The sequence below is a fragment of the Paenalcaligenes hermetiae genome (genome assembly GCF_039543645.1).
GTDB classification, from domain to species: Bacteria; Pseudomonadota; Gammaproteobacteria; order Burkholderiales; family Burkholderiaceae_B; genus Paenalcaligenes; species Paenalcaligenes hermetiae.
Genome location: NZ_BAABKD010000002.1, coordinates 135,489 through 160,370, shown reverse-complemented (window position 1 = coordinate 160,370; position 24,882 = coordinate 135,489). Strand labels below are relative to the sequence as shown.

Annotated in this window: 23 protein-coding genes; 22 read left to right on the top strand and 1 reads right to left on the bottom strand. The window is 48.0% G+C overall.

The features are described from left to right. Nucleotides 1–146 precede the first annotated feature (146 nt). The 19 genes from ndk (at nucleotide 147) to rpoD (ending at nucleotide 20,899) form a co-directional block, all read left to right on the top strand. Nucleotides 147–572 carry a nucleoside-diphosphate kinase gene (ndk, locus tag ABD980_RS02400; protein WP_260650435.1) on the top strand — a complete coding sequence of 142 codons (426 nt, stop codon included), beginning with the start codon at nucleotides 147–149 and terminating at the stop codon, nucleotides 570–572. 30 nt (nucleotides 573–602) lie between these two features. Further along, nucleotides 603–1,754 carry a dual-specificity RNA methyltransferase RlmN gene (gene rlmN / locus ABD980_RS02395; protein WP_345369347.1) on the top strand — a complete coding sequence of 384 codons (1,152 nt, stop codon included), beginning with the start codon at nucleotides 603–605 and terminating at the stop codon, nucleotides 1,752–1,754. Then, complete coding sequence (locus tag ABD980_RS02390; RefSeq protein ID WP_345369345.1) at nucleotides 1,751–2,227, top strand: helix-turn-helix domain-containing protein; 477 nt, start codon at nucleotides 1,751–1,753, stop codon at nucleotides 2,225–2,227. Before rlmN ends, ABD980_RS02390 begins: the two co-directional genes overlap by 4 nt. Next, nucleotides 2,224–3,510 carry a flavodoxin-dependent (E)-4-hydroxy-3-methylbut-2-enyl-diphosphate synthase gene (gene ispG / locus ABD980_RS02385; RefSeq protein WP_345369343.1) on the top strand — a complete coding sequence of 429 codons (1,287 nt, stop codon included), beginning with the start codon at nucleotides 2,224–2,226 and terminating at the stop codon, nucleotides 3,508–3,510. The genes ABD980_RS02390 and ispG overlap by 4 nt, the downstream gene beginning before the upstream one ends. A gap of 23 nt (nucleotides 3,511–3,533) precedes the next feature. Continuing rightward, nucleotides 3,534–4,817 (top strand): histidine--tRNA ligase, encoded by a 1,284-nt coding sequence (gene hisS, locus ABD980_RS02380; protein ID WP_345369340.1) that lies wholly within the window; start codon nucleotides 3,534–3,536, stop codon nucleotides 4,815–4,817. Nucleotides 4,818–4,820: 3 nt separating this feature from the next. Further along, nucleotides 4,821–5,456, top strand: coding sequence for a YfgM family protein (locus ABD980_RS02375; protein WP_345369338.1), 636 nt, complete (start codon nucleotides 4,821–4,823; stop codon nucleotides 5,454–5,456). 2 nt (nucleotides 5,457–5,458) lie between these two features. Then, the gene (gene bamB, locus ABD980_RS02370) at nucleotides 5,459–6,616 is read left to right on the top strand and encodes an outer membrane protein assembly factor BamB (protein ID WP_345369336.1); all 1,158 of its coding nucleotides are present in this window, start codon (nucleotides 5,459–5,461) and stop codon (nucleotides 6,614–6,616) included. A 5-nt stretch (nucleotides 6,617–6,621) separates the two neighbouring features. Next, nucleotides 6,622–7,986 carry a ribosome biogenesis GTPase Der gene (gene der / locus ABD980_RS02365; RefSeq protein ID WP_300647574.1) on the top strand — a complete coding sequence of 455 codons (1,365 nt, stop codon included), beginning with the start codon at nucleotides 6,622–6,624 and terminating at the stop codon, nucleotides 7,984–7,986. Beyond that, complete coding sequence (hisC, locus tag ABD980_RS02360; protein WP_345369334.1) at nucleotides 7,987–9,060, top strand: histidinol-phosphate transaminase; 1,074 nt, start codon at nucleotides 7,987–7,989, stop codon at nucleotides 9,058–9,060. Between the two features lie 99 nt (nucleotides 9,061–9,159). Continuing rightward, nucleotides 9,160–9,396: an RNA chaperone Hfq gene (gene hfq / locus ABD980_RS02355; RefSeq protein WP_260650443.1), complete on the top strand. Its 237-nt coding sequence runs from the start codon at nucleotides 9,160–9,162 to the stop codon at nucleotides 9,394–9,396. A gap of 81 nt (nucleotides 9,397–9,477) precedes the next feature. Further along, nucleotides 9,478–10,575, top strand: coding sequence for a GTPase HflX (hflX, locus tag ABD980_RS02350; RefSeq protein ID WP_345369331.1), 1,098 nt, complete (start codon nucleotides 9,478–9,480; stop codon nucleotides 10,573–10,575). After that, the gene (gene hflK / locus ABD980_RS02345; protein WP_345369648.1) at nucleotides 10,550–11,863 is read left to right on the top strand and encodes an FtsH protease activity modulator HflK; all 1,314 of its coding nucleotides are present in this window, start codon (nucleotides 10,550–10,552) and stop codon (nucleotides 11,861–11,863) included. The genes hflX and hflK overlap by 26 nt, the downstream gene beginning before the upstream one ends. Before the next feature lie 9 nt (nucleotides 11,864–11,872). Further along, on the top strand, nucleotides 11,873–12,757 hold the full coding sequence (hflC, locus tag ABD980_RS02340; protein WP_260650488.1) for a protease modulator HflC: 885 nt from the start codon (nucleotides 11,873–11,875) through the stop codon (nucleotides 12,755–12,757). A gap of 156 nt (nucleotides 12,758–12,913) precedes the next feature. Next, nucleotides 12,914–14,080, top strand: a complete 1,167-nt coding sequence (locus tag ABD980_RS02335; protein WP_300647565.1) for an ATP phosphoribosyltransferase regulatory subunit — start codon at nucleotides 12,914–12,916, stop codon at nucleotides 14,078–14,080. A 73-nt stretch (nucleotides 14,081–14,153) separates the two neighbouring features. Then, nucleotides 14,154–15,452: an adenylosuccinate synthase gene (locus ABD980_RS02330; protein ID WP_300647566.1), complete on the top strand. Its 1,299-nt coding sequence runs from the start codon at nucleotides 14,154–14,156 to the stop codon at nucleotides 15,450–15,452. Nucleotides 15,453–15,565: 113 nt separating this feature from the next. Beyond that, nucleotides 15,566–16,120, top strand: a complete 555-nt coding sequence (locus ABD980_RS02325) for a phosphoribosyltransferase (protein WP_260650448.1) — start codon at nucleotides 15,566–15,568, stop codon at nucleotides 16,118–16,120. 119 nt (nucleotides 16,121–16,239) lie between these two features. Continuing rightward, nucleotides 16,240–16,452: a 30S ribosomal protein S21 gene (gene rpsU / locus ABD980_RS02320; RefSeq protein WP_077733504.1), complete on the top strand. Its 213-nt coding sequence runs from the start codon at nucleotides 16,240–16,242 to the stop codon at nucleotides 16,450–16,452. Beyond that, entirely contained in the window at nucleotides 16,449–18,290 is a 1,842-nt protein-coding gene (gene dnaG, locus ABD980_RS02315; protein ID WP_345369320.1) for a DNA primase, read from the top strand. Before rpsU ends, dnaG begins: the two co-directional genes overlap by 4 nt. Before the next feature lie 284 nt (nucleotides 18,291–18,574). Beyond that, a complete protein-coding gene (gene rpoD, locus ABD980_RS02310; protein WP_377536172.1) occupies nucleotides 18,575–20,899 on the top strand; it encodes an RNA polymerase sigma factor RpoD in 2,325 nt (774 codons plus the stop codon). Between the two features lie 111 nt (nucleotides 20,900–21,010). Here rpoD and ABD980_RS02305 read toward each other — a convergent pair whose 3' ends face one another. Then, complete coding sequence (locus tag ABD980_RS02305) at nucleotides 21,011–22,186, bottom strand: benzoate/H(+) symporter BenE family transporter (protein ID WP_345369318.1); 1,176 nt, start codon at nucleotides 22,184–22,186, stop codon at nucleotides 21,011–21,013. Between the two features lie 244 nt (nucleotides 22,187–22,430). Between ABD980_RS02305 and ABD980_RS02300 the strand changes: the two genes are divergently transcribed. The 3 genes from ABD980_RS02300 (at nucleotide 22,431) to ABD980_RS02290 (ending at nucleotide 24,747) form a co-directional block, all read left to right on the top strand. Continuing rightward, nucleotides 22,431–23,105, top strand: coding sequence for a c-type cytochrome (locus ABD980_RS02300; RefSeq protein WP_300647569.1), 675 nt, complete (start codon nucleotides 22,431–22,433; stop codon nucleotides 23,103–23,105). Nucleotides 23,106–23,116: 11 nt separating this feature from the next. Further along, a complete protein-coding gene (locus tag ABD980_RS02295) occupies nucleotides 23,117–24,178 on the top strand; it encodes a c-type cytochrome (protein WP_300647571.1) in 1,062 nt (353 codons plus the stop codon). Between the two features lie 191 nt (nucleotides 24,179–24,369). Beyond that, a complete protein-coding gene (locus tag ABD980_RS02290; RefSeq protein ID WP_300647572.1) occupies nucleotides 24,370–24,747 on the top strand; it encodes a DUF4168 domain-containing protein in 378 nt (125 codons plus the stop codon). Nucleotides 24,748–24,882: the final 135 nt, after the last annotated feature.

Here is a 24,882-nt window from a genome sequence, read left to right as displayed (position 1 = left end):
ATGACGCTGTGGGCATGTTAAAATACTTCGCTATCTTAAAAAGATCAAAAGTGATTGTTTTTGTTGGTAAAAACAACATTTTCTTTGTCAATGTCGTCGTTGTCTAGGCAATAACGACCTTATTTTTGTTTATACTGGGATTTTACATGGCTATTGAACGCACCCTATCTATTATTAAACCTGATGCTGTTGCAAAAAACGCAATTGGTCAAATCGTAGCTCGCTTTGAAGCCGCCGGCTTAAAAGTCGTTGCTGCCCGTTTGGTACAACTCTCCCGCGCCGAGGCCGAAGGCTTCTACGCTGTACACAAAGAGCGTCCTTTCTTTAATGATTTAGTTGAGTTCATGATTTCCGGTCCTGTGTTCGTACAGGTCTTAGAAGGCGAAAATGCCATTGCTAAAAACCGTGAGCTCATGGGTGCAACCAACCCCAAAGAAGCCGCTCCCGGCACCATCCGTGCTGATTTCGCCGAAAGCATTGATGCTAACGCGGTACACGGTTCGGATGCTCCTGAAACCGCTGCTGTTGAGATTGCTTATTTCTTTGCTGAAACTGAAATCCACAGCCGTTAATTAACTGCTTAACACGCTCGTCAAATCATTATGTCAGAAACTCGTACAAATATCATAGGGCATACGCTCGAACAATTGGTAGAACTGGTGGCCCAATGGGGGAACAAGCCGTTTCGTGCCAAGCAGCTTCAACGCTGGATTCATCAGCGTGGGGTTAATGATTTTGAGCAAATGACGGATTTGGCGCGCGTGTTTCGCCAGCAGTTGGCAGAGCATTGTTCGATTTGTGCTCCGACTAAACAAATTGAACAGCGCTCTGCGGATGGCACGCGTAAATGGTTATTTGATGTAGGGCAAAATAATGCCGTGGAGGCCGTTTATATTCCCGAGGATGATCGTGGCACGTTGTGTATTTCTAGCCAAGCAGGGTGCACCGTGGCTTGTCCTTTTTGCTCTACTGGCTACCAAGGCTTTAATCGTAATTTAAGTGCGGCTGAAATTATTGGGCAACTTTGGTTTGCGCGAGACCAGTTACGCCAAGATCCCACTGCTGCACGAGTAGGTGCACAGCCGCAGCCTGTGGTGGATGATCGCTATGTGACAAATGTAGTGTTTATGGGGATGGGCGAGCCGCTGCTTAATTACGATCAGGTGTTAATTGCGCTGCAACTGATGCTTGATGATAATGCCTATGGCTTGTCTCGGCGTCGTGTTACCGTATCGACATCTGGGGTAGTGCCGTTTATGGATCGCTTAGCTCATGACTGTCCTGTTGCGTTGGCGGTCTCTTTACATGCGCCTAATGATGCCTTGCGTGACAAGTTAGTACCGCTTAATCGTAAGCACCCATTACGTGAGCTCATTGCATCGTGTAATAACTATCTGCAGTATGCGCCGCGAGATTTTATTACTTTTGAATACATTATGCTGGATGGCATTAATGATCAGCCTGAGCATGCGCAGCAGCTCTTAGACATTGCTAAACAAGTCAGCTGCAAATTCAATCTAATACCTTTTAATCCATTTCCACAGTCGGGGCTAAAGCGTTCGCCGCAGGCTGTGGTCCGTGATTTTGCACAACGTCTCCAAGACGGTGGGGTGGTGACCACTATACGTAAAACCCGAGGGGATGATATTGATGCAGCTTGTGGTCAGCTCGCCGGGGATATTCGTGATCGTACTCGTATTCGTGAGCGCTTGCCTAACCAAGGAACCATCTTAATTCAACCGGAGCGAGCATGAATTCACCTGTCTCTAGCCCAGAGTTAGAGCCTACATCTCAATCGTTAGGGGCGTTTATTGCAGAACTACGTCAGGCTCAAGGTTTAAGCTATCACGACGTTTCTATACGAATTAAATATTCAGCTTTGCAGCTAGAGGCTTTAGAAAAAGAGGACTGGCAAGCCTTGCCCAGTGGGATGCCATTGCGTTGGATGGTGAAAAGCTATGCTCGACTTTTAGGGGCTGATGAGAGTTTACTGTTGGGGATGCTAGAGGAGCAAACAGGTGTAACTGCAACACACAATATTAAACAGAAAAAGAAGCAATGGGATGGTGCAGATATGTCGTTATACACTGAGCCTACGCAGCGGGCTTGGGGGTGGTGGCTTATTATCGCCTTGCTGTTACTGATCGCCTTGTTTTATGCTTTAGACCAAGGTTGGATTCCTGAAAATTGGTTGGTATTTGATTGGCTTAAAGAACTTCAGTCATGATTGATTTATTTGATTTTGCGACTTCAGATCGCCCAGCATTACCCGTCGGCGCGGCAGATCGCCGCCAAACTCGCTGTGTCAAGGTTAATTGGGGAGCCAATCATGTATTGGTAGGAGGCGGAGCCCCAGTAGTGGTGCAGTCCATGACCAATACCGATACCGAGAATGCCATTGAAACGGCATTGCAAGTTAAGGACTTAGCTCAGGCTGGCTCCGAGCTGGTGCGTATTACGGTGAATACACCTGCTGCAGCCAAAGAGGTACCAGCCATTCGAGAGCAGCTAGACCGCATGAATATAGATGTGCCACTTGTAGGTGATTTTCACTATAACGGGCACAAACTGCTAACGGAATACCCAGAGTGCGCTCAAGCACTATCTAAATATCGTATTAACCCGGGCAACATGGGGGGCGGTAAGCGTCGAGACGACAATTTTGCGCAAATGATCGAGGTGGCGTGCAAATACAATAAGCCTGTGCGTATTGGAGTGAACTGGGGCAGCTTGGATCACGAGTTGATGGCAAAAATGATGGACCAAAACGCACAGCGGCATCGTCCATGGGAAGCCCAGGCTGTCATGCGCGAAGCCTTGGTTGTTTCTGCGATTTCTAATGCACAGCGCGCAGAGCAGTTAGGCTTGCCGGGCGATGCCATCATCCTTTCATGTAAAGTGAGCCATGTGCAGGATCTCATCACGGTATATCAGGACTTATCCTCACGTTGTGATTACCCGTTGCATTTGGGCCTAACAGAAGCCGGCATGGGGAGCAAAGGCATTGTCGCTTCCACTGCTGCTTTATCGGTGTTATTACAGCAGGGTATTGGGGATACGATTCGTATATCCCTGACACCCGAGCCGGGTGGTGATCGCCGCCAAGAGGTTGTCGTAGCTCAAGAAATCCTCCAAACGATGGGCTTGCGTGCATTTACGCCTATGGTTGTTGCCTGCCCTGGGTGCGGACGCACTAGCAGCACGGTATTTCAAGAGCTGGCCAATGATATCCAAGCCTATTTGCGCGAGCAGATGCCGGTATGGCGTTATCAGTATCCTGGTGTGGAAACCATGAATGTGGCGGTGATGGGCTGTGTGGTGAATGGGCCGGGCGAAAGCCGACACGCTGATATTGGTATTAGTTTGCCTGGCACGGGCGAAACTCCGGCGGCACCGGTATATGTGGATGGGGAACGCATCGTTACCTTAAAAGGTGATACGATTGCTCAAGAATTTCAAAAAATTGTGCTGGACTACGTACAAAAGCGCTACGCCCCAGCAAATCAATAGGTTCGGACCTACGGAAGGTTTTTATGTCGAAGTCTGTACAAAAACTTCGTGGCTTAACAGGCATGAAGGACATTCTCCCAGGTGAGAGCGCTCAATGGGAAAAGCTAGAACAAATCGTACGTGATTGGTTAGCGAGCTACGGCTACCGGAACATGCGTACACCCGTGTTGGAATATACGCAGTTGTTTGCGCGCGGTATTGGCGAGGTAACCGATATCGTCGAAAAGGAAATGTATTCTTTTACGGACTCATTAAATGGTGACAAGCTCACCATGCGCCCAGAGTTTACAGCGGGTATTGTACGTGCCTGTATTGAGCATAATATGCTGTATGATCGTCCGCATCGTATTTATTCAATTGGCCCCGTCTTTAGGCATGAGCGTCCTCAACGAGGGCGTTATCGCCAGTTTCATCAGATTGACGTCGAGGCCTTAGGCTTGCCTGGGCCAGACATTGATGCAGAACTAATTATTATGTTGGCACGGCTATGGAAAAAGCTGGGCTTAGAGGATGTGCGCTTAGAAATCAACTCTTTAGGCCAAAGCCACGAGCGTCTGGCTCATCGCGAAGCTTTGATTGCTTATTTGGAGCAGCATACCGATGTCATGGATGACGAGGCTAAGCGCCGGATGTATTCTAATCCCTTACGAGTATTAGATACCAAAAATCCTGCCATGCAAGATATGGCAAATAATGCACCTAAACTTTTTGATTATCTAGGAGAAGAGTCGCTCGCTCATTATCAAGGGGTTTGTGATCGTTTGGACGATGCCGGTATTGTGTATACCCTTAACCCCCGTATGGTACGGGGCTTAGACTATTACAATCTAACGGTTTTTGAGTGGGTGACAGATCGCCTTGGTGCCCAAGGTACTGTATGTGGAGGCGGTCGTTATGATGGCCTGATGGAAATTCTTGGTGGCAAACCCGCTCCTGCCGTGGGTTTTGCGATTGGTATGGAACGCTTACTTGATCTCTGGCTACAAGATGCCGAACCAGAACCGGTGCCAGAGTGCCAAGTATACATGGTGCACCAAGGGGATGCGGCTCAGCGTCAAGCGATGCGGTTAGCCGAGCAGTTGCGAGATGTGGGGTTGCGGGTATTAGTTCATGCGGGCTCGACAGGTTTTAAATCCCAATTTAGGCGGGCGGATGCCAGTGGGGCTGTTGTTGCTGTCATTTTAGGGGAAAATGAGGTACAAGCGCGTCAAGCCAGTGTGAAATGGCTACGTATGGCGGACCAAGACCAACCCCAAGAGAGCATTGACTTTGATCAATTGGCTGCACACCTTCAGACAAAGGTATAACACATGGCATACGATATAGAAGAGCAGGAAAAGCTAGACGCCATCAAAGACTGGTGGGACCGAAATGGCACCAAAGTCATTATTTTGGCTTTTTTGTTTGCGGCAGCCGTTATTGGCTGGCGTGGATACCAGTGGTATGAGCAGCATCAAGCGACAAAGGCATTAGGTTATTATGAAGCCTTAGAACTTGCTGCGGGTCAGGACGGAGAAGAGGCTAAAACACGGGTTTTAGCTGCAAGTGAAGTCCTCCGTAAGGATTATGCAAAATCAGGTTATACGAGTCGTGCGATTTTAATCGCGGCGCAGGCTTTACAAAAGCAGGGGGATGTCCAGGCTGCTCAGGCGCAGTTGCAATGGCTCATTGATCATGGCCACGAGACCGCTATGGTCGACATGGCACGCTTGCGCTTAGCTGGTCTTTACCTTGAGCAAAAGGATTACGAGCAAGCGCTGGCGCAATTACAAAACCCCAGTGAGGCTTACAAGGGGGTGTATGCTGACCGTCGTGGTGATGTGTACTATGCTTTAGGTCAGCTTGAACAAGCACGGGCAGAATGGCAACAGGCTAAAATGGCTCTGAGCTCGATGGCTTATGTACAAATCGTCGAGCTCAAGCTCGATGCCCTTGGAAAGGAATAAAAATGGCTGTGATACTGAATAAACGCTCGGCTAAACTTGCCGTGCTTGCACTTAGTTTTGCTGCGCTCAGTGCTTGCTCCATGTTTTCTTCCAAAGATCCGCGATTTATGCCCGCTCCTTTGGTGGACTATGAGGCTCAAGTTGCTGCTAATGTGCGCTGGTCTGCTTCTATTGGTAAAGGGGCCGGTTTTGGCTTTATTCCTGCGCGCGTAGGCGACGTGGTGTATGCCGCCACGCCTTCAGGGCAGTTGGCTCAAATTCGCTTAAGCACGGGGCAAACACTTTGGTCCACGCAAGTAGCGAAAAATCTATCGGCAGGGGTAGGAGCCGATGCTCGAGTGGTGGCGGTGGCTGCCAGTGATGGCTCGGTTGTAGCCTATGATATGGCAGGCAACGAGTTATGGCGTACCAAAGCCAGTAGCGAAGTGAATGTGCCACCTGTCGTAGGCGATGGGGTCGTCGTTGTGCGTAGTTCTGACTATCGTATTCAAGCCTTTGATGCGCGTAATGGCGAGCTGCTCTGGAGTCTGCAGCGTCCGGGTCCTGCACTGGCCTTAAAAACCAACATCAAAATGGAAATTTTTGATGGAATGCTGATCGCAGGCTTGCCCAATGGACGCATGATGATCATCGAGGCCCACACCGGTATGGTGCAATGGGAGGGAGTGGTATCTCAATCGCGTGGCGCCACGGATTTAGAGCGTATTAATGATGTGGTTGGTGGCCCTGTGGCGGCCGGACCATTATTGTGTGGTGCTTCCTATCAAGGGCGTATTGTTTGTTTTGATGTCGCTCAGGGTGGCTTCCCAGTTTGGCAGCATGACTACTCCACGAAAACCGGTATGGCTACTGACGGCCGTATGCTTTTTGCGGCGAATCAGCGTGATGAGATTTCCGCCTTTGGCTTAGGGGATGGCACGGTTGTGTGGACGCAGGACGGTCTGCGTAATCGTAAGCTGTCTGGGCCCGCTGTTGCAGGCGATCAGGTCATCTTTGGGGATTTCCAAGGATATATTCATTTTGTCTCACGGGTAGATGGGCGTTTGCAAGGACGTTTACATGTAGGCTCGGGAGCCATTGTCTCGCCATTGGTTGGCACCGAACACGGTGTACTCGTACAAACGGGCAATGGTCATTTAGTATTGGTTGGTGTCAATTGAAAAGCATTGCTTTTAAACCGGTAATTACGATTGTTGGGCGTGCTAACGTTGGTAAATCCACGTTGTTTAATCGTTTAACGCGCTCTAGGCAGGCTCTAGTTGCTGACTTTCCTGGTCTTACCCGTGATCGTCATTATGGCGAGGGGCGTCTTGGCTCTCGCCCCTATTTAGTGGTAGATACAGGGGGCTTTGAGCCCGTTGTCAAAGATGGTATTGTGCGCGAGATGGCACGCCAAACTGAGCAAGCCATTGCCGAATCAGATGTCATTATATTTTTGGTGGATGCCAGAGAGGGCGTCAATCGCCTCGATTACGATATTGCTCAGCTTTTACGTCGTAGCGGTCAGCCGGTTTTGCTTGCCGTCAATAAGGCCGAGGGCATGCGTTATGGCGCGGCAGGCTTTGAGTTTCACGAGCTTGGCTTAGGCGAGCCCTACCTGATATCCGCGTCTCATGGTGATGGGGTGGGGGATTTAATCGAGCAGGCCTTGTCGCATATTCCCGAGCCGAATCTGCCAGAAGAGCCCGAATTTGATGCAGATGCAACGGATGAGGCGCCTCAGCATCGTATTAAGCTGGCTATTGTGGGGCGGCCTAACGTAGGTAAGTCTACGTTTATTAATGCGTTGATGGGTGAAGAGCGGGTGATCGCTTTTGATATGCCTGGAACCACTCGGGATGCGATCGAAATCGAATTCGAGCATCAAGGTACACCTTACACATTGATTGACACGGCAGGGCTACGCAAAAAAGGCCGTGTCTTTGAGACCATTGAGAAATTTTCAGTCATTAAAACCTTGCAGGCTATTGAAGCATCAAACGTTGTTTTGCTTATGCTAGATGCCTCGATGGAAATCTCGGATCAAGATGCGAGTATTGCCGGCTTTGTGGTGGAGTCAGGTCGTGCTGTAGTCGTTGCGATCAATAAATGGGACGATGTGGATAGCTATAAGCGTGAATGGGCAAAGCGAGAGTATGCGCGCAAATTACGCTTTTTAGACTTTGCTAAGGTCCACACCATTTCTGCTTTAAATAGGCAAGGGATCGCCCAAGTTATGCGTTCAGTGAAAAGCGCGCATGCTGCGGCCTATCGCCGTCTTTCCACACCTAAGCTAACTCGAGTGATTCATGAGGCCGTAGAACAGCAGCAGCCTCCTCGCAAAGGCATCTTTAGGCCTAAGCTACGCTATGCGCACCAAGGTGGACAGAACCCGCCCATTGTTGTAGTGCATGGTAGTGGTTTAGAGGCCGTATCAGATAGTTATAAGCGCTATTTAGAAGGGCGCATCCGTGAGACCTTTGATCTCGAGGGCACGCCATTGCGCGTGGAACTAAAGTCATCACGTAACCCATACGTTCAGGAGAAATAAGTGAGTCGTTTTTGGAGCGATCATATTCATGAATTGGTCCCGTATGTTCCGGGCGAGCAACCTAAACAGCAACTACTTAAGCTCAATACCAATGAGCATGCGTATGGTCCGTCTCCCCGCGTTTTTGCCGCGATTGCGGCCAAAAACAATGACGACTTACGCTTGTATCCTCCTTATGAGGCTTCGGCGTTATTGAGCGCCATAGCAAAAAAGCATAACGTCGCAACGGATCAAGTGTTTTTGGGTAATGGCTCTGACGAAGTCTTAGCCCATGTTTTTAATACTTTGTTCTTACGTGAAGGGCGTCCGTTGCTTTTGCCGGATATCACCTATAGCTTTTACAAGACTTATTGTGCTTTTTTTAAGGTGCCGGCCGAGGTGATTCCACTCGCCGAGGACTTCACTATCCGTGTCGAGGACTATACCCGCGAGCGCGAGGTCGCACCCGCTGCGATTATTTTTGCTAATCCCAATGCACCCACGGGCATCGCTTTAGCATTAGATGACATCGCACATATTGCACAGGCGAACCCAGACTCAGCTGTGGTGGTGGACGAGGCGTATGTGGATTTTGGGGCCGACTCCGCTGTGGCTTTGATTGCCCAGCATCCTAATATTGTGGTGATTCATACGCTATCTAAATCGTATGCTTTAGCCGGGCTGCGAGTGGGGTATGCGGTGGCCTCTGCTGAAATTGTTGCAGGATTGCAACGGGTTAAAGATAGCTTTAATTCTTATCCGCTAGACACTTTAGCTCAGGCTGGAGCCGTAGCGGCCATAGAGGATCAGGCCTACTTTGATGAAAAACGCTTTGCGATTATGCAGAGCCGCGATAAGCTGACAAAAGACTTACAGCAGTTGGGCTTTGAGGTTTTGCCATCTAAAACCAACTTTGTTTTTGCACGACATGCGGATCATGAAGCACAGCAATTGCATCAGGGCTTACGAGATCGTCATATCTTAGTACGCCATTTTCAGCAGCCTCGTATCGAACAATTTTTGCGTATTACCGTTGGTACGCCTGAACAATGCGCTAAACTAATAGCAGCATTGCGTGAAATTCTTAACGCGTAATACCAAGCCTATTATTGGTTTGTAGCGGGCATATTCAATATGCCTTACAATAAATTGATGTGAACTCACCTATATAACAACATAATTGGAGCTTAGCCAATGAGTAACAAAGGGCAAATACTACAAGACCCATTTTTAAACGCCCTACGCAAGGAACATATTCCTGTTTCGATTTACCTTGTTAACGGCATTAAACTTCAAGGCCAAATCGAGTCATTCGATCAGTACGTTGTGCTATTGCGTAACACGGTGACGCAAATGGTTTATAAACATGCCATTTCCACCGTAGTACCAGCCCGTCCTGTTAATTTAAAAGCGGACGAAGGCACTGAATAATCGTTTCATGACTTCGTGTAATTTCCCCGCTCAGGCATGTTTTTGTGTCTGGCGGGTATTTGTTTTTACAGGGGTTATCCCATGCGTGCGTTAATTATCAGCGTTAACATGGGGAGCCTAGATTACGAGGCCCATGCCGAAGAGTTCCAGATGCTGGCCCAGGGTGCTGGAGCACAGATCATGGATACTGTGGTGGTAAAGCGTGATCGACCAGATCCGGCTTTGTTTATCGGTAAGGGCAAGCTTCAAGAAGCCGTTCTACTTGCAGATCATCATGATGTGGAAATCATCTTATTTGATCAGGCGCTTAGCCCAGCCCAGCAGCGTAACCTCGAACGCGAGTTTAAACGTCGGGTTGTGGATCGGGTGCTTTTGATCTTAGATATTTTTGCATTACGGGCTAAAAGCCACGAGGGTAAGCTACAAGTAGAGCTAGCACAGTTACAGCATTTGTCCACACGGTTGACTCGGATGTGGACACATTTGGAGCGTCAGCAGGGTGGGATTGGGATTCGAGGTCCGGGTGAGTCTCAGCTTGAACTGGATCGCCGTATGATTGGCGTAAAAGTCAAAAAGCTACGAGAGCGCTTAGACAAACTCAATCGTCAGCGGCAAACGCAGCGGCGTGCGCGTTTGCGCAGCAGCACATTAAATGTTTCACTGGTTGGATATACCAACGCGGGTAAATCCACTTTGTTTAATGCGTTAACGCGTGCTGGAGCATATGCAGCAGATCAGCTTTTTGCTACGCTAGACACCACAACGCGACGTATTTGGATAGAAGGGGCTGGTCAAGTCGTTATTTCGGATACCGTAGGTTTTATTCGAGACTTACCTCCTACGCTTATTGCGGCTTTCCGTGCTACGCTCGAGGAAACCATTCATGCGGATTTGCTCTTACACGTGGTGGATGCGGCAAGCCCGCAAAAAGATGAACAGGTACACGAAGTAAATAAGGTTTTAGCTGATATTGGTGCGGATCATATTCCTACCATATTGGTGTATAACAAAATCGACTCCGCTGGATTATCACCTCGTCTAGAACGAGACGAAGAGGGTAATGTAGCGCGAGTTTTTGTCAGCGCTCTGCAAAGAGCTGGTTTAGATGACTTGCGCACAGCTATTGTTGAGTCAGGTCAAATACTGGAAAGTAATACGTTCCATGACGAGAATTTATAATTTGAATGATCCCGGTTGGGGACGTGACGGCAACCAAAATAGTGGTAATCAGCAGCAACCGCCTCGCCGTCCTGACAATCAACAGACTCCGCCCGATTTGGATGAGGTATGGCGTGATTTTAATAAACGCTTGTCCTCTATATTTGGTAATAAGGGTGGTAACCAAAATCCACCACCCTCTGGTGGACGTCAGCCCGCTAAGCTTCCTAAAGGCTCACCTAAGCTCTTTTTAGGGTTGCTGATATTAGTCATTGGCTTTTGGCTATCAACGGGTTTTGTCATTGTCCAAGAGGGGCAAGTGGCTGTTGTCACACGTTTTGGTCAATACACCAAAACGCTCAATCCTGGTTTGCAATGGCGCTGGCCTAGTCCGATTGAAGACCATCAAAATGTCAATATTGCGCAGCTACGTACCTTTGAAATCGGGTTTCGTGGTAATTCCCGCAATAAAGTGCTTTCAGAGTCTTTAATGCTTACCGCAGACGAAAGCATTGTTGATGTTCAGTTTGTGGTGCAGTATCGTTTGTTGCAGACTGGAGCACCTGATTATTTATTTAATACGAATAATCCCGACGAGTCCGTACGTCAGGCGGCAGAAACCGCGATGCGTGAGATCGTAGGTAAAAAACCGATGGATTTCGTGCTTTACTCCGGTCGTACCGAGGTCGCCTCTGAAGTCCAGCAGCTTGCTCAAACCATTTTAGACCGCTATAAAACCGGGGTGCAAATTAGCACGGTGGCGATCCAAAACGTACAGCCCCCCGAGCAAGTCCAAGCTGCTTTTGACGATGCGGTAAAAGCAGGACAGGATCGTGAGCGTCAAATTAACGAAGGAAATGCTTACGCTAATAAAGTCTTGCCAGAGGCGCGCGGTCAGGTAGCGCGTATGCTGCAACAAGCCGAGGGATATAAAGCCAAGGTGATTGGTGATGCCAAAGGTGATAGCGCACGATTTAATAGTGTGGTTGCGGAATACGTGAAGGCACCTGGCGTGATGCGTGATCGTTTATACCTCAGCACCTTTGAGGAAATTCTCGCTAACACCAGCAAAGTGATGGTGGATAGCAAAAACAATAATATGTTGTATTTACCCTTAGATCAGATGGCTAAACAGGTGGCAAAAGACGCGACCAGCAGTGCTCAGCCTGCTCATGCGGCCGCTTCTGCGGCGGCGTCAAATACGTCTTCTAGTGCCACGACAACGCCACGTGTGCCCGCAACCACTAGCATTCCTAATGCTAATGACGTGGGTAATTTAAGCAACCCTTATTCCCCATATTCCCGCTAGGAGGTCATGATGCAACGTTTGTTTCCTGCGCTGATCGTATTGGCCATTGCGCTAGCGGTGTTGTCGTCCTCGCTTTTTATTGTCAAAGAGCGTGATGCCGCATTGGTGTTTGCTTTAGGTGAGGTGAAAGAAACCATCACTAAACCGGGGTTATATTTTAAATTGCCGCCACCTTTTCAAAATGTGGTGTTCTTAGACAAGCGCCTACAGACGATTGAGTCTAAAGATCCTGAGCGTATTCAAACGGCAGAAAAGAAAAACCTGCTGATTGATTCTTACGTTAAGTGGCGCATCGATGATCCACGGCTGTTTTACGTGACGTTTGGTGTCTCCGATCGTGGTGCGATTGAACGTTTACAAGCACAGATTCGTGATGCCTTGAACGCCTCGGTTAACGTGCGTACTGTAAAAGAAGTGGTATCAGATCAACGGGATGCGATTATGCGCGAGGTACTTGAGGCAGTGCGTAACCGTGCTAAACCGCTAGGGGTAGAAGTCGTTGATGTACGCTTACGTCGTATTGACTTTGCCCCAGAGATTTCCGAGTCGGTGTATCGCCGCATGGAAGCTGAGCGTAAACAAGAGGCCAACCGTCTGCGCGCGACAGGGGCGGCAGAAAGCGAACGTATCCGTGCTGAAGCGGATCGTGAGCGTGAAGAGCTATTAGCAGATGCTTATGCTCAAGCTGAAGCCATTCGCGGTCAGGGTGAAGCCGAGGCAGCCGATATTTATGCAGCAGCTTATTCTAAAAACCCGGAGTTTTATCGTTTTTATCGTAGCCTAGAAGCTTACCGCCATGCATTTAGCTCACAAAACGATACTCTGGTAATTAGTCCTGAGTCGGAGTTTTTCCGCTACTGGAAAAATATCGGGGCACCAGGCGCTGCAAATTAAATACAGTGTTATTCTTTAGCACTTGGCTATTTGGAGCTGATTCGTTATACTAGTGTGTAAGTTTTTACACCATATCGCAGGCGACTTGGAAGGCTTACGCCCCAAGTCGCCTTTTTGTTGCACTGCCTTTACATAGAAAAAGCGAAGGCTATTCTTATGTCCAATTGGTTATTGCCAGAAAGCTTGGCAGATGTTTTGCCCGCGGAAGCACGACGCATCGAAGAGTTGCGTCGCTATTTATTAGATTTATACCGTACTTACGGCTTTGAGCTAGTGGCTCCGCCGCTTGCGGAGTACTTAGAGTCCCTACAGGCGGTCTCTGGGTCTAAGCTCAATTTACGCACAACCAAAGTCGTCGATCAGCTATCAGGACGCACGATGGGGATTCGTGCCGATATTACGCCACAGGTAGCACGTATTGATGCTCACTTATTAAATCGAAACACAGTGACGCGTTTATGTTATTGCGGTTCTGTGCTGCACGCGCGCCCCGAGGGCTTATTATCTGATCGTGAGCTTTTGCAAATTGGGGCGGAGATCTTTGGCTATGCCGGCGTCGAAGCTGATATTGAAATTATCCATTTAGCATTGGCAAGCGTAGCAAAAGTTGGCGTAAAAAATCCGCGTTTGGATTTAAATCTACCAGCTATTGGTCATGCCATTATCCAAATGGATCCACTATTAGTGCCCTATACGGATACGATTTTTGACTTGTTGAGCGCTAAAGATATCCCTGGTTTGCGTGCTCTTCAAAGTAGTATTCCTAATAGCCAAGAGCAGTCTATTCAGGCTTTACTTATCTTATGCTCATTATACGGCGAAGCCAATCAAGTTATTGCTAAAGCAAGACAGGTTTTGCCGACGAGCGCATCGATAACCCATGCCTTAGATCAGTTACAAAGTCTGGTTGATTCACTGGACATTCCAGCGTTAACCGTGGATTTAGCCGACATGGGGGGCAGCTCAAGCTATCACACTGGGGTCGTATTTTGTGTGTATGCCGATGGCTGGCACGATGCATTAGTACGTGGTGGCCGTTACGATGGGGTGGGTAAGCTCTACGGCCGTGATCGTCCTGCCACCGGATTTAGTATGGATTTACGCAAATTGTCAGCAGGGTTGGCAGAGGCCAAGCCAGTGCGTGCAATTCGAGCCCCATGGGGGACGGATGCCGCGCTTCAAGATACGCTTAAACGTTTGCGCGAGTCGGGTGAAATCGTGATACAGATGCTACCCGATCAATCCCCTGTTGCCGACGAGTTCCTGATCGATAGGGAACTGGTTTGTGAACAGGGGCAATGGCAAGTCCGCACTATTGCTTAATAAGCGGCTTCTTTCGGGTTTTTAGCTACTAACCGGCCAGATACATCCGGCCCTTATTTATTTGATACGTAACATGAACAAAAACATTGTGGTGATCGGCACCCAGTGGGGTGACGAAGGTAAAGGAAAAATTGTGGACTGGCTCGCCGAGTCAGCACAGGGTGTTGTCCGTTTCCAAGGCGGCCATAACGCAGGGCATACCCTGTGGATTAACGGTCAAAAAACGGTATTACGCCTAATTCCCTCTGGGATTATGCATGATCACGTGACATGCTACATTGGTAATGGGGTGGTTTTATCGCCCGAAGCCTTGCTTTCTGAAATTAAGGAACTGGAGGCAGCTGGCGTTAATGTCCGTGAGCGTTTGCAGATTTCGGTTGCATGCCCTTTGATTCTGCCTTATCACATTGCTTTGGATCAGGCGCGCGAGGCTCAGAAAAGTCCTGATAAAAAGATCGGTACGACAGGGCGTGGTATTGGTCCTGCTTACGAGGATAAAGTGGCGCGCCGCGCCTTGCGTGTGCAAGATCTGTATGACTTAGCTGTTTTTAAAGAGAAACTCGACGAAGTCTTGGATTATCATAACTTTGTACTGACTAACTATCTCAATGCAGAGCCTGTATCTGCAGACAGCGTGATGGAGCAGGTCGGCCGTTATGCCGAAGAGCTACGTCCTATGGTTGCCGATGTGTCTAGTCATTTGTATCAGGCCGCTAAAGCCGGTCATAAATTATTATTTGAAGGGGCCCAAGGGGCGCTTTTAGATATTGATCATGGCACTTATCCTTTTGTGACCAGCAGCAACTGCTTAGCGGGGGCTGCCTCCGCAGGCTCTGGTGTTGGGCCACAGCAGCTTAACTACGTGCTAGGTATCGCTAAATGCTATACCACACGTGTGGGCTCCGGTCCTTTCCCAACCGAATTGCACGATGAGATTGGTACTCGTCTTGCCGAGGTTGGAAAAGAGTTTGGCTCGGTCACAGGTCGTGCGCGTCGCTGTGGTTGGTTTGATGCCGCTGCTATGAAGCGTTCCGTAATGTTGAATGGTATTTCTGGTTTGTGTGTCACAAAGCTAGATGTATTGGATGGCTTAGATAGCATTAAAATTGGGGTGGGATATCGCTATAAGGGCGAGTTCTTAGATGTGTTGCCTCATGGAGCTCATGCTGTAGCCGAAGCTGAGCCTATCTTAGAAGAAATGCCTGGTTGGACAGAGTCTACCGTTGGCATTACTGAATACGATAAGCTTCCAGTCAATGCGCGTCGCTACTTAGAGCGCATCGCCGAGGTCTGTGAAGTGCCTATTGATATGGTGTCTACTGGTCCTGACCGTAACGAAACCATTGTGTTACGTGATCCGTTTACGAAATAAACTCATGGATTTTTAAAAGAGCGGGCTTGCCCGCTCTTTTTTGTTACTTTTCAGAGTGCTGCGTTTTGGTTTATGATTATGCACCACACATAGATTAATACATAGGATCCTTCATGAGTTTGCCCCTTAATACTGATAGCGACCATTGGGTTAACTGGAAGCAATACAATGAGCTAATTGAAAAGCTCGCTTTACAAATTCACGAATCAGGCTGGAAATTCGATAAAATCGTGTGCTTAGCACGCGGTGGGATGCGTGTTGGCGATGTGATTTCTCGAATTTACGATGTTCCTTTAGGAATCTTAGCCACCAGTAGCTACCGTGAGGCGGCGGGCACGCAGCAAGGCACTTTAGATATCGCCCAGTTCATTACCATCACTCGTGGCACCTTGGACGGGAATGTGTTGCTTATCGACGACATGGTTGATACCGGTTTAACCTTTAAGCGTGTACGTGATCATTTGCGTACGCAGTTCCCCGCTATTACAGAACTACGTACAGGTGTATTGTGGTGGAAAGGCCACTCTGAGGTTACTCCTGACTATTATGTGGAGCATTTGCCAACGAATCCGTGGATTCATCAGCCCTTTGAGGACTATGACAGTATCCGACCTCACCAGCTAGAGGCGTGGATTCGTAAGGGTAAAGGAACCAAATCTGTAGAATGATTTTGACGACTAGTGCTAATTTATGCTAGTATTTTAGTCTATCCTTATATATGCGAATTGTGTAATGCTTTTATTACACAAGTGTCTTTAACCATTTTTTAGCAAGGCTTCAAAAGTACATGCCAATTGTTCGCCTGAAAGAAAACGAGCCTTTCGAGGTCGCGATGCGCCGCTTTAAGCGCACCATTGAAAAAACCGGTTTATTAACAGAGTTGCGTTCCCGCGAATTCTACGAAAAACCAACTGCGGAACGCAAACGTAAACGTGCAGCTGCTGTTAAACGTCACTACAAACGCATCCGTAGCCAGCAATTGCCTCCGCGTCTCTATTGATACCTGATAGTTTCATACAGGAACTATTAGCGCGCGTCGATGTTGTAGATGTCGTAGGGCGCTACGTACAGTTACGCAAGGGTGGGGCCAATTTAATTGGCCTATGTCCTTTTCACAACGAAAAATCACCATCCTTTACCGTCAGTCCCACTAAGCAGTTTTATCATTGTTTTGGCTGTGGGGCACATGGTAGCGCTATTAGCTTTCTCATGGCGCATACAGGGGCAAGCTTCCCCGAGGCCGTACGTTCGCTAGCGAACGAGGTCGGTTTGGTTGTACCTGAAAAACAACAATCTCCCCGTCAGCGAGCTGCAGATCAGCAGCGAAAAGAACAACGTTCCCAACACCAGCAGCTTCTAGATGCAGCACAAGCGCATTATGTGCGTCAGCTTGCGCTCCATACGCCTGCTCAGGACTACTTACAGCAGCGCGGCTTATCTGCACCGACGATTACGCGTTTTGGTTTAGGTTGGGCCGCTTCGGATCGTCATGACTTAAAGCGTGTTTTTCCTCAGTATGAAAACCCTTTGTTGGTCGAGTCTGGCTTAGTTATTGAGGCTGAGGATGGACGTCGCTATGACCGTTTTCGCGGTCGTATCATGTTCCCTATACGCAATCGTAAAGGGGATGTGATTGGTTTTGGTGGGCGTTTAATTGCAGCAGGTGAACCCAAGTATTTAAATTCCCCTGAAACGCCATTGTTTTCAAAAAGTCATGAGCTCTATGGCTTATGGGAAAATCGGCAAGGGATTCGCACCGAGGGTTTTGTTACTGTTGTTGAAGGCTACATGGATGTGGTGGCTTTGGCGGATCGGGGTTTGGCTAATGCCGTTGCAACCTTAGGGACAGCGACTACTGAACATCACATACGTCAGCTGATGCGTGCGAGTGATCGCATCGTATTTTGTTTTGATGGGGATGGGGCAGGAAGACGTGCTGCTTGGCGGGCACTAACTACATGTTTACCGCAGTTACGTGACGATGTATCGATGCGTTTTTTATTTTTGCCTCCAGAGCATGATCCGGACTCATACGTGCGGGAATATGGGGCTGAGGCATTTAGAGAGCAAGCTAAACAGGCTTCGGTATTATCTCGATTTATGCTTGATGAGCTTGCGACACGTCATGATTTATCCGAAGCTGAAGGCAGGGCTGCATGTGTGCATGAGGCCTTACCCCTTTTAGCAAGCCTGTCGGACAGTACTTTAAGTACACAAATTCAGCATGAGTTTGCGCAGCTGGTACGTTTGACCGAGGATGAGCTGCAGCTACGCTTATTACAGCAGCAAAAGCCGGTTTATGACAGAGAACGAGTGGAAGCTCCCGTTTCCTCTACTAGGGTGCAGGGAGAGTCGTCCGTTGCGACGACGAATCGGAAGCCAGCGACGGCGGATCGAGGTAAACGTGCTCGTTCTGTGACACCGCTGGCTAAGCGTTTGTTGCGCTTATTAGCGGCGCATCCACAGCTAGCCCTTGATTTGGATCATGATGCGCTTGAAATTATCGTACATAGCCCCACCTTATTCTTAGTACAGGAGCTGATTGCATTAGCGAATGACACCCAAGCCAAACATATCGGTGCGCTAACACAAGCAGTGGATCCTGAATCAGATTTAGCACATGTTTTAAATGGACTAGCCACTGAGCTATTACAGCACGAAGAGTTGCCTGATCCACGAGCCGAATGGAATGATGCTTTGCGCAAAATACAAATCGATGCTATCAAACAAGAGCAATCTGATTTAATTGCAGCTGGCTTACCGGATGAGGCATCAAGACAACGCTACCAAGATTTAAGCCGACGTCTAGTACGCTTGACTGCTGCACCAGCACCTTAAGTGCAGTAAAATGGCTGGTTTTATACGAAAAATAATCGTATATATATAAAGTAAATGTTTACGTAATAGCCCACGCAGCAACGGTAAAAAGGCAAGCGCTTTCATAAGATGAAGAGTTTGCGTCAGTTGGTTAGATGTACTTGAGCCTGATCGTACCACGCAGGGATGAAATCATATTTGACTCAATCACTGACGTTGCGACTTTGTCTTACTTTTTACTGAGTACCGGTGCTATTCATTAAATACCACACCAAGTTTGGTGTTTTGCGTCAATGGGATTCAATATGACTCAATCGACTGGCAAAAACGCGACGACTCACTCTGTGACGATGGCAGCGGCATCTGATGCTGATAGCACCTCTGTTAATGTCGACGCCGCACAGGAACCTACCGTAGCGAAAAAAGCAGCGAAAAAAGCGGTGAAAAAAGCCGTTAAAAAAGTGGCTGCAAAAAAAGCCGTTAAAAAAGTGGCTGCAAAAAAAGCCGTAGCAAAAAAAGTTGTGAAAAAAGCGACAGCAGCAGATACCGAGGCAACGGCAGATGATGCCGTTGAAACGGCAGTAAAGAAAACAGCCAAAAAAGCCGCGAAAAAGGCTGCAAAAAAAGCGGCAAAAAAAACCGCCGCAAAGGCAGCGCCAGCAGCACGTCGTGGTCGTCCAGCTAAAACCACTGCCTTTGATGACGATGATCACATCGAGGACAGCGACGAGGTGATCCCCGATTTCAAGCCGGCTAAAAAAGGCGCTAAGCGCGGTGCCAAAGATGTATTTGGTGGCCGTGGTCAGCTAACACCCGAAGAACTAGAGGCTCGTCGTAACCGACTCAAGGCCTTGATTAAGCTGGGTAAAGAGCGTGGCTATCTAACTTACAGTGAAATCAATGACCATCTTCCTGATGATTTAGTAGATGCGGAAGCCATTGAGGGTATTATTGGCACCTTTGGCGATATGGGGATTTCTGTTTATGATCAAGCCCCTGATGCCGATACCTTGTTAATGAGCGATAGCACCCCATTGGCGTCGAGTGACGACGATGTGGATGACGAGGCAGAAGCCGCACTTACTACTGTAGATTCAGACTTTGGTCGTACGACAGACCCAGTACGCATGTATATGCGAGAAATGGGCTCCGTGGAGCTATTAACTCGTGAGGGCGAGATCGAGATCGCTAAACGCATTGAGGATGGCTTAAAGCACATGGTGATGGCCATTGCGGCGTGTCCCACGACGGTTAACGAGGTGTTGGCCTATATCAATGAGGTGCGTGAGGGCGAGTTAAGCATTGATGAGGTCGTGGACGGTCTGATTGATGATGACGGCGAGGAATACGCTGGATCCGGTGTGACGGACGAAGACGACGAGGGCCCAGCAGGTGGCATGAGCAGCAAACAGCTTGAATACCTTCGCACCAAAGCACTTAAAAAATTTGATGTGATTCAAGAGTGGTTTGAGAAAATGCGTATCGCTTTTGAATCCGAAGGCTACCGTAGCCCTGGTTATATCGAGGCTAAAGAAAATATCCTCAATGAATTTATGGGGATCCGTTTTACAGCGAAGATGGTAGAAAAACTGGCTGATACCATGCGTGAGCGTGTGGCGGAAGTCCGAGCCTTAGAGCGCGAAATTATGCAAATCTGTGTAAACCGCGCAGAAATGCCTCGTTCGCATTTTATTAAAAGCTTCCCTGGTAATGAGACTAACTTAGAGTGGGTGACGAATGAGTTGGCAGCGAACCCACCTTATGCGGAGTCTCTGGAACGCTATGTGCCGGCGATTCAAGAGATCCAAGAAAAGCTATTGGAGATCCAAGCAAGCGTTGTCTTACCTTTAACGGATCTTAAAGAAGCCAACAAACGCATGTTAACGGGCGAAGCCAAAGCACGCAAAGCCAAGCGTGACATGACAGAAGCGAACCTACGTTTGGTAATTTCTATTGCTAAAAAATACACCAACCGTGGTTTGCAGTTCTTGGATTTGATTCAAGAAGGAAACATTGGCTTGATGAAGGCGGTGGACAAATTTGAATACCGTCGTGGTTATAAGTTCTCCACTTATGCGACATGGTGGATTCGTCAGGCAATTACCCGTTCGATTGCAGACCAAGCACGCACGATTCGTATCCCGGTTCATATGATTGAAACCATCAATAAAATGAACCGTATCAACCGCCAGATTCTACAAGAAACAGGGGTTGAGCCAGATCCAGCAACCTTGGCACAAAAAATGGATATGCCCGAGGACCGGGTACGCAAAATCCTCAAGATTGCTAAAGAGCCGATTTCTATGGAAACGCCAATCGGTGATGATGATGATTCTCACTTAGGCGATTTCATTGAGGATACCAATACCATTTCACCTTCGGATTCGGCGTTACATGGTTCGATGCGTGATGTGGTGAAAGAGGTCTTAGACTCGTTAACGCCTCGTGAAGCCAAGGTTTTACGTATGCGCTTTGGTATCGAAATGAGTACGGATCAAACCTTAGAGGAAGTGGGTAAACAATTTGATGTGACGCGTGAGCGTATTCGTCAGATTGAGGCTAAGGCTTTGCGTAAGCTGCGTCACCCTAGCCGTGCGGATAAGCTAAAGTCTTTCCTCGAAGGCAAATAATCACGCATAAAGTGGCTGTTTAGCCCGTCACCATGTCAACCCCAAAAAGCGGATCAAGGTCTGGCTTTTTGGGGTTTTTTTATTGAAGTAGTGGGTGAAAGTAGGCCCTTTCTAAGGCTGGGTAGGGGTGTTTGCTGAGCGAAAAAGATGGTGAACTATGAGCCCACAAAGTAGCCCCCAAAACGCACTACCAATATTAAATAAACTGATACCAGAAGCGGTAGCTAAAAAAGCAAAGAGAGCGCTTTCACGGTGAGCAGGCTCAGAAAATGCCTGGCCAAAGCTTTGACTGATGGTGCCGATAAGGGCCAAGCCGGCAATGGCAGCTATAAAGGGCTTGGGCATGGCTAAAAAGAACTGAATTAAGGCAGCTCCCCCTAAACCACAACCTAAGTAAAAGAGACCCGCCCAAACCGCAGCATGATAGCGCTTTTTTGGATCAGGATGAGCATCTGGATTTAAACAAAGGGCGGCGGTGATAGCAGCGAGATTAAAGGCGAAGCCACCAAATGGAGCGAGCAGTAAACCAACCACCCCTGTTGTGGTAATGAGAGGTGAAATCGGTGGTTGGTAGCCATAGCTTTGCATCATGGCTACTCCTGGTAAATTTTGAGCGCTGAGCGTTACTAAAAATAACGGTAATGCCACCCCTAGTAGTCCCCCTAGGTTCCAAGCCGGGCTTTGCCATACCGGTATAGCTGGAAACCAATGTAAAGCGCTAGCATGTAAGGCTTGGGTAGCAAGCAAATAAAATACGCCTACACACAGGGCGCTAACCAAAGCCAATCGGGGCCAAAAAAGTCGAGTGATAAAAAAGGTGCTTAAAAGTAATAAGACCATGACCCAATTGCTTTCGGCCGCATTAAAGAGCTGCATACCAAACTGTACTAAGATACCGGCGAGCATGGCGGCGGCTAAATGTGGGGGAACCCACCGACTAAAATGATAAAAAAGGCGGCTCAGACCAACAAGGGTCATTAAAAAAGAAGCAAAGAGAAAAAAGCCAATGGCTTCAGCATAGGAATAATCGCCTAGACTGGTGGCTAATAAGGCGGCGCCAGGGGTAGACCACGCCATTACCACAGGGGTTTTACTTAGCAGGGAGGGTAGAAGTGTACTAATGCCGACGCCAATACCTAGTGCCCACATCCACGAATGTAGTTGAGCAGAATCAGCACCGGCAGCATGGGCAGCTTGTAGCACGATAGCGATGGAGCTGCTATAGCTGATAATGACGGTTAGCAGCCCTGCTCCTAGGGTAGAGAAAGAAAGAAATCGTAATGACATCGTGCTTTATTAATAACACTAAGATATAAAAGAGTCATTATGCGCTACTATGCGGATTTGTGAGTAGGCCATACCTTATTGTAAAATGTAATAAGTATAATCTTGTTTTACATAAACTTGATATATGTTAAGGCTTTTGATGTAAAAGCCGTAACAGTTGGTTATTTTGCTATAAGCATATAAAATCCAGTTGTATGTGGGGCGCGATTTAGCGTTTTTTAGCTCTCTTTAGTGAGTTTATACTATGACTCGTCAATTTTTTTCTCGATTACCGCTCGCCGGCGTACTGGCGGCGGTGGGCCTATCATCGGCCATGTCTGCAGCGGTAGCCACAGAGCTAGACGCTGAGGCGATCGAGCGTGGTAAAGCAGCATCTACCACCTGTATCGCCTGTCACCAAGCCGATGGTAGTGGTATGAATATTCCGGGCGGTGAATCCTGGCCTCGTTTGGCGGGTTTAGACCGTGACTACCTCGTCGCCCAGTTAAAAGCATTTAAAGATGGCTCACGTAATAACGCCTCAATGTTAGCGTTTGCCACTATGCTCAATGATGAGCAAATGGTGGATGTAGCCAGCTATTATGCAAGCTTACCGGTGCCCAAAATTGAAGCGCCTGAGGTAGACGAAGATTTGCTCAAGCATGGTGAAAAGCTCGCCACTCAGGGTGATTGGAGTCGATACATTGTGGCCTGTGCGTCCTGTCATGGGCCCGGTAGCCAAGGCAATGGTTCTACTTTCCCCGCTTTAGCTGGCCAGCATCCTGGGTATATCGCTCAGCAGATCACCGCTTGGAAAGAAGAAACCCGTCAAAATGATCCTCAGAACCTCATGGCTAGCATTGCTAAGCGTATGGATGATCGTGATGTTGAAGCGGTCTCTGCATGGTTGGCAGCTCAGCCTGTTAAAGGTCAAGAATAAGGGGATTCAAAATGAAAATGATGTTTAAAAAATTACTCCCTGTGGCCATCACAGGTGCCTTCATGTTAGGTGCCACGGCAGCCAATGCCCAGATCACCAAATATGGTAAAGACCTAACAGACGAAGAGCGTGCGCAAATTAGCGCTATGGTTCCTGGTGCTCCCGAACCCAAGGATGATGAGTTTGTTCATATTCCTCCTACCATGGAAGATTTAGAAGCCTCAGACCTTCATCCTAAAATGAAAGAGGCGATTCGTCGTGGGCACGATCTTTTTGTGAATACACAGCAGTTGCGCGGTAAAAACGTGTTTAACAACATGAACTGTGCAAGCTGCCACATTGGTGAGGGGCGTTTGCCTTATGCAGGGCCCGTTTGGCCTGCAGCTGTTGATTTGCCTGCATACCGTGGAAAAAACGGTCATGTTAATAGCCTCGAAGAGCGTATTGTTGGCTGCTTTACTTACTCCATGAACGGTTTACCGCCTGAGTATGGTAGCGATGATATGTTGGCCTTGTCTTTGTACCATCAGTGGCTAGCTACCGGTGTTCCTATGTTCCCCAAAGACAAGCTCTATGGTCGTGGTTTCCCCCGTTTAGCAGATCCTGAGCAAGCGCCTGACGCGGTTCGTGGTAAAGCTGCTTACCAAGCTAACTGTGCGATTTGTCACGGTGAGGACGGCGCAGGTAAAAAAGAAGGCGATAAGGTCATTTTCCCAGCGTTGTGGGGTGACGACTCTTATAACTGGGGTGCAGGGATTGCTCGAGTCTACACCTTGGCTTCTTTTACTCGCCACAATATGCCATTAGGTCAGCCAAACTCGCTTTCTATTCAGGATGCTTGGGATATTGCTCAATACGTCAACACCAAAGAGCGTCCCCAAGACCCACGTTACACGGGTGACATCAAAGAAACGCGTGAAATGTACTTAGATACTTTCCATAAGCATTCTATGTACGGCACTGAGTTCGAGGGTAAAATTTTGGGTGATCACGACAATGTTGGTCATAAGGACTTCCTCAAACCAGAGATTTTACGCTCCCGTGATTTTACTGGTGGTAAAAAAGCCGAGTAAATCTGTAATGAATTCCTAACAGGAATACATTGCAAAAAAAACACCGCATATCAAGCACTTAGTTTTGGTATGCGGTTTTTTTATGTAAAAAAGGGCGTACTAGACACAGCTACTAACAGAATGAAACTTGCATGTAGGCGACTCTATCGACGATGATTAAAGCTCACTTTTGTTGTTAAAGGAGGCTAGGAATGGCCCAGAATATGAAAGCTTTTATCGCCGCAGCTGCCGTTAGTTTAGGGTTGGTTGCGCCTATTGCTCATGCTCAAAGCAATGCTCCTGTTGCGCCCCCTGCACCACAGGTGATTCAGCCTACACCTGAGCAGTTAGATCAGTATGCGACGGCAGCAAAGCAAGTGGCTTTGGTCGCTGCTGATTATCAGCCAAAGCTCGAAGCTGCTACTACCGATCAAGATCGACAAAATCTGATGAAAGAAGCGGATGAAAAGATGGTAGAGAAAGTGCAGCAAGGTGGGCTGAGCGTAGAGCAATATAATGGAATTAGTTTAGCGATTCAGCAGGACCCAGCCTTGCGTCAGCAGGTAGAGCAGCGTATTCAAGCTCAGTAAAACCTGATCTCTCTCCTGCATAAATTGCACCATTGTTTAGGCAATGGTGCTTTTTTTATGTCTAAAAATCCTTTTTTAAAACAAAATAAGTTCGAATGAACCGCTAAGACGTCATTTGATTTTCATATTGGCTTC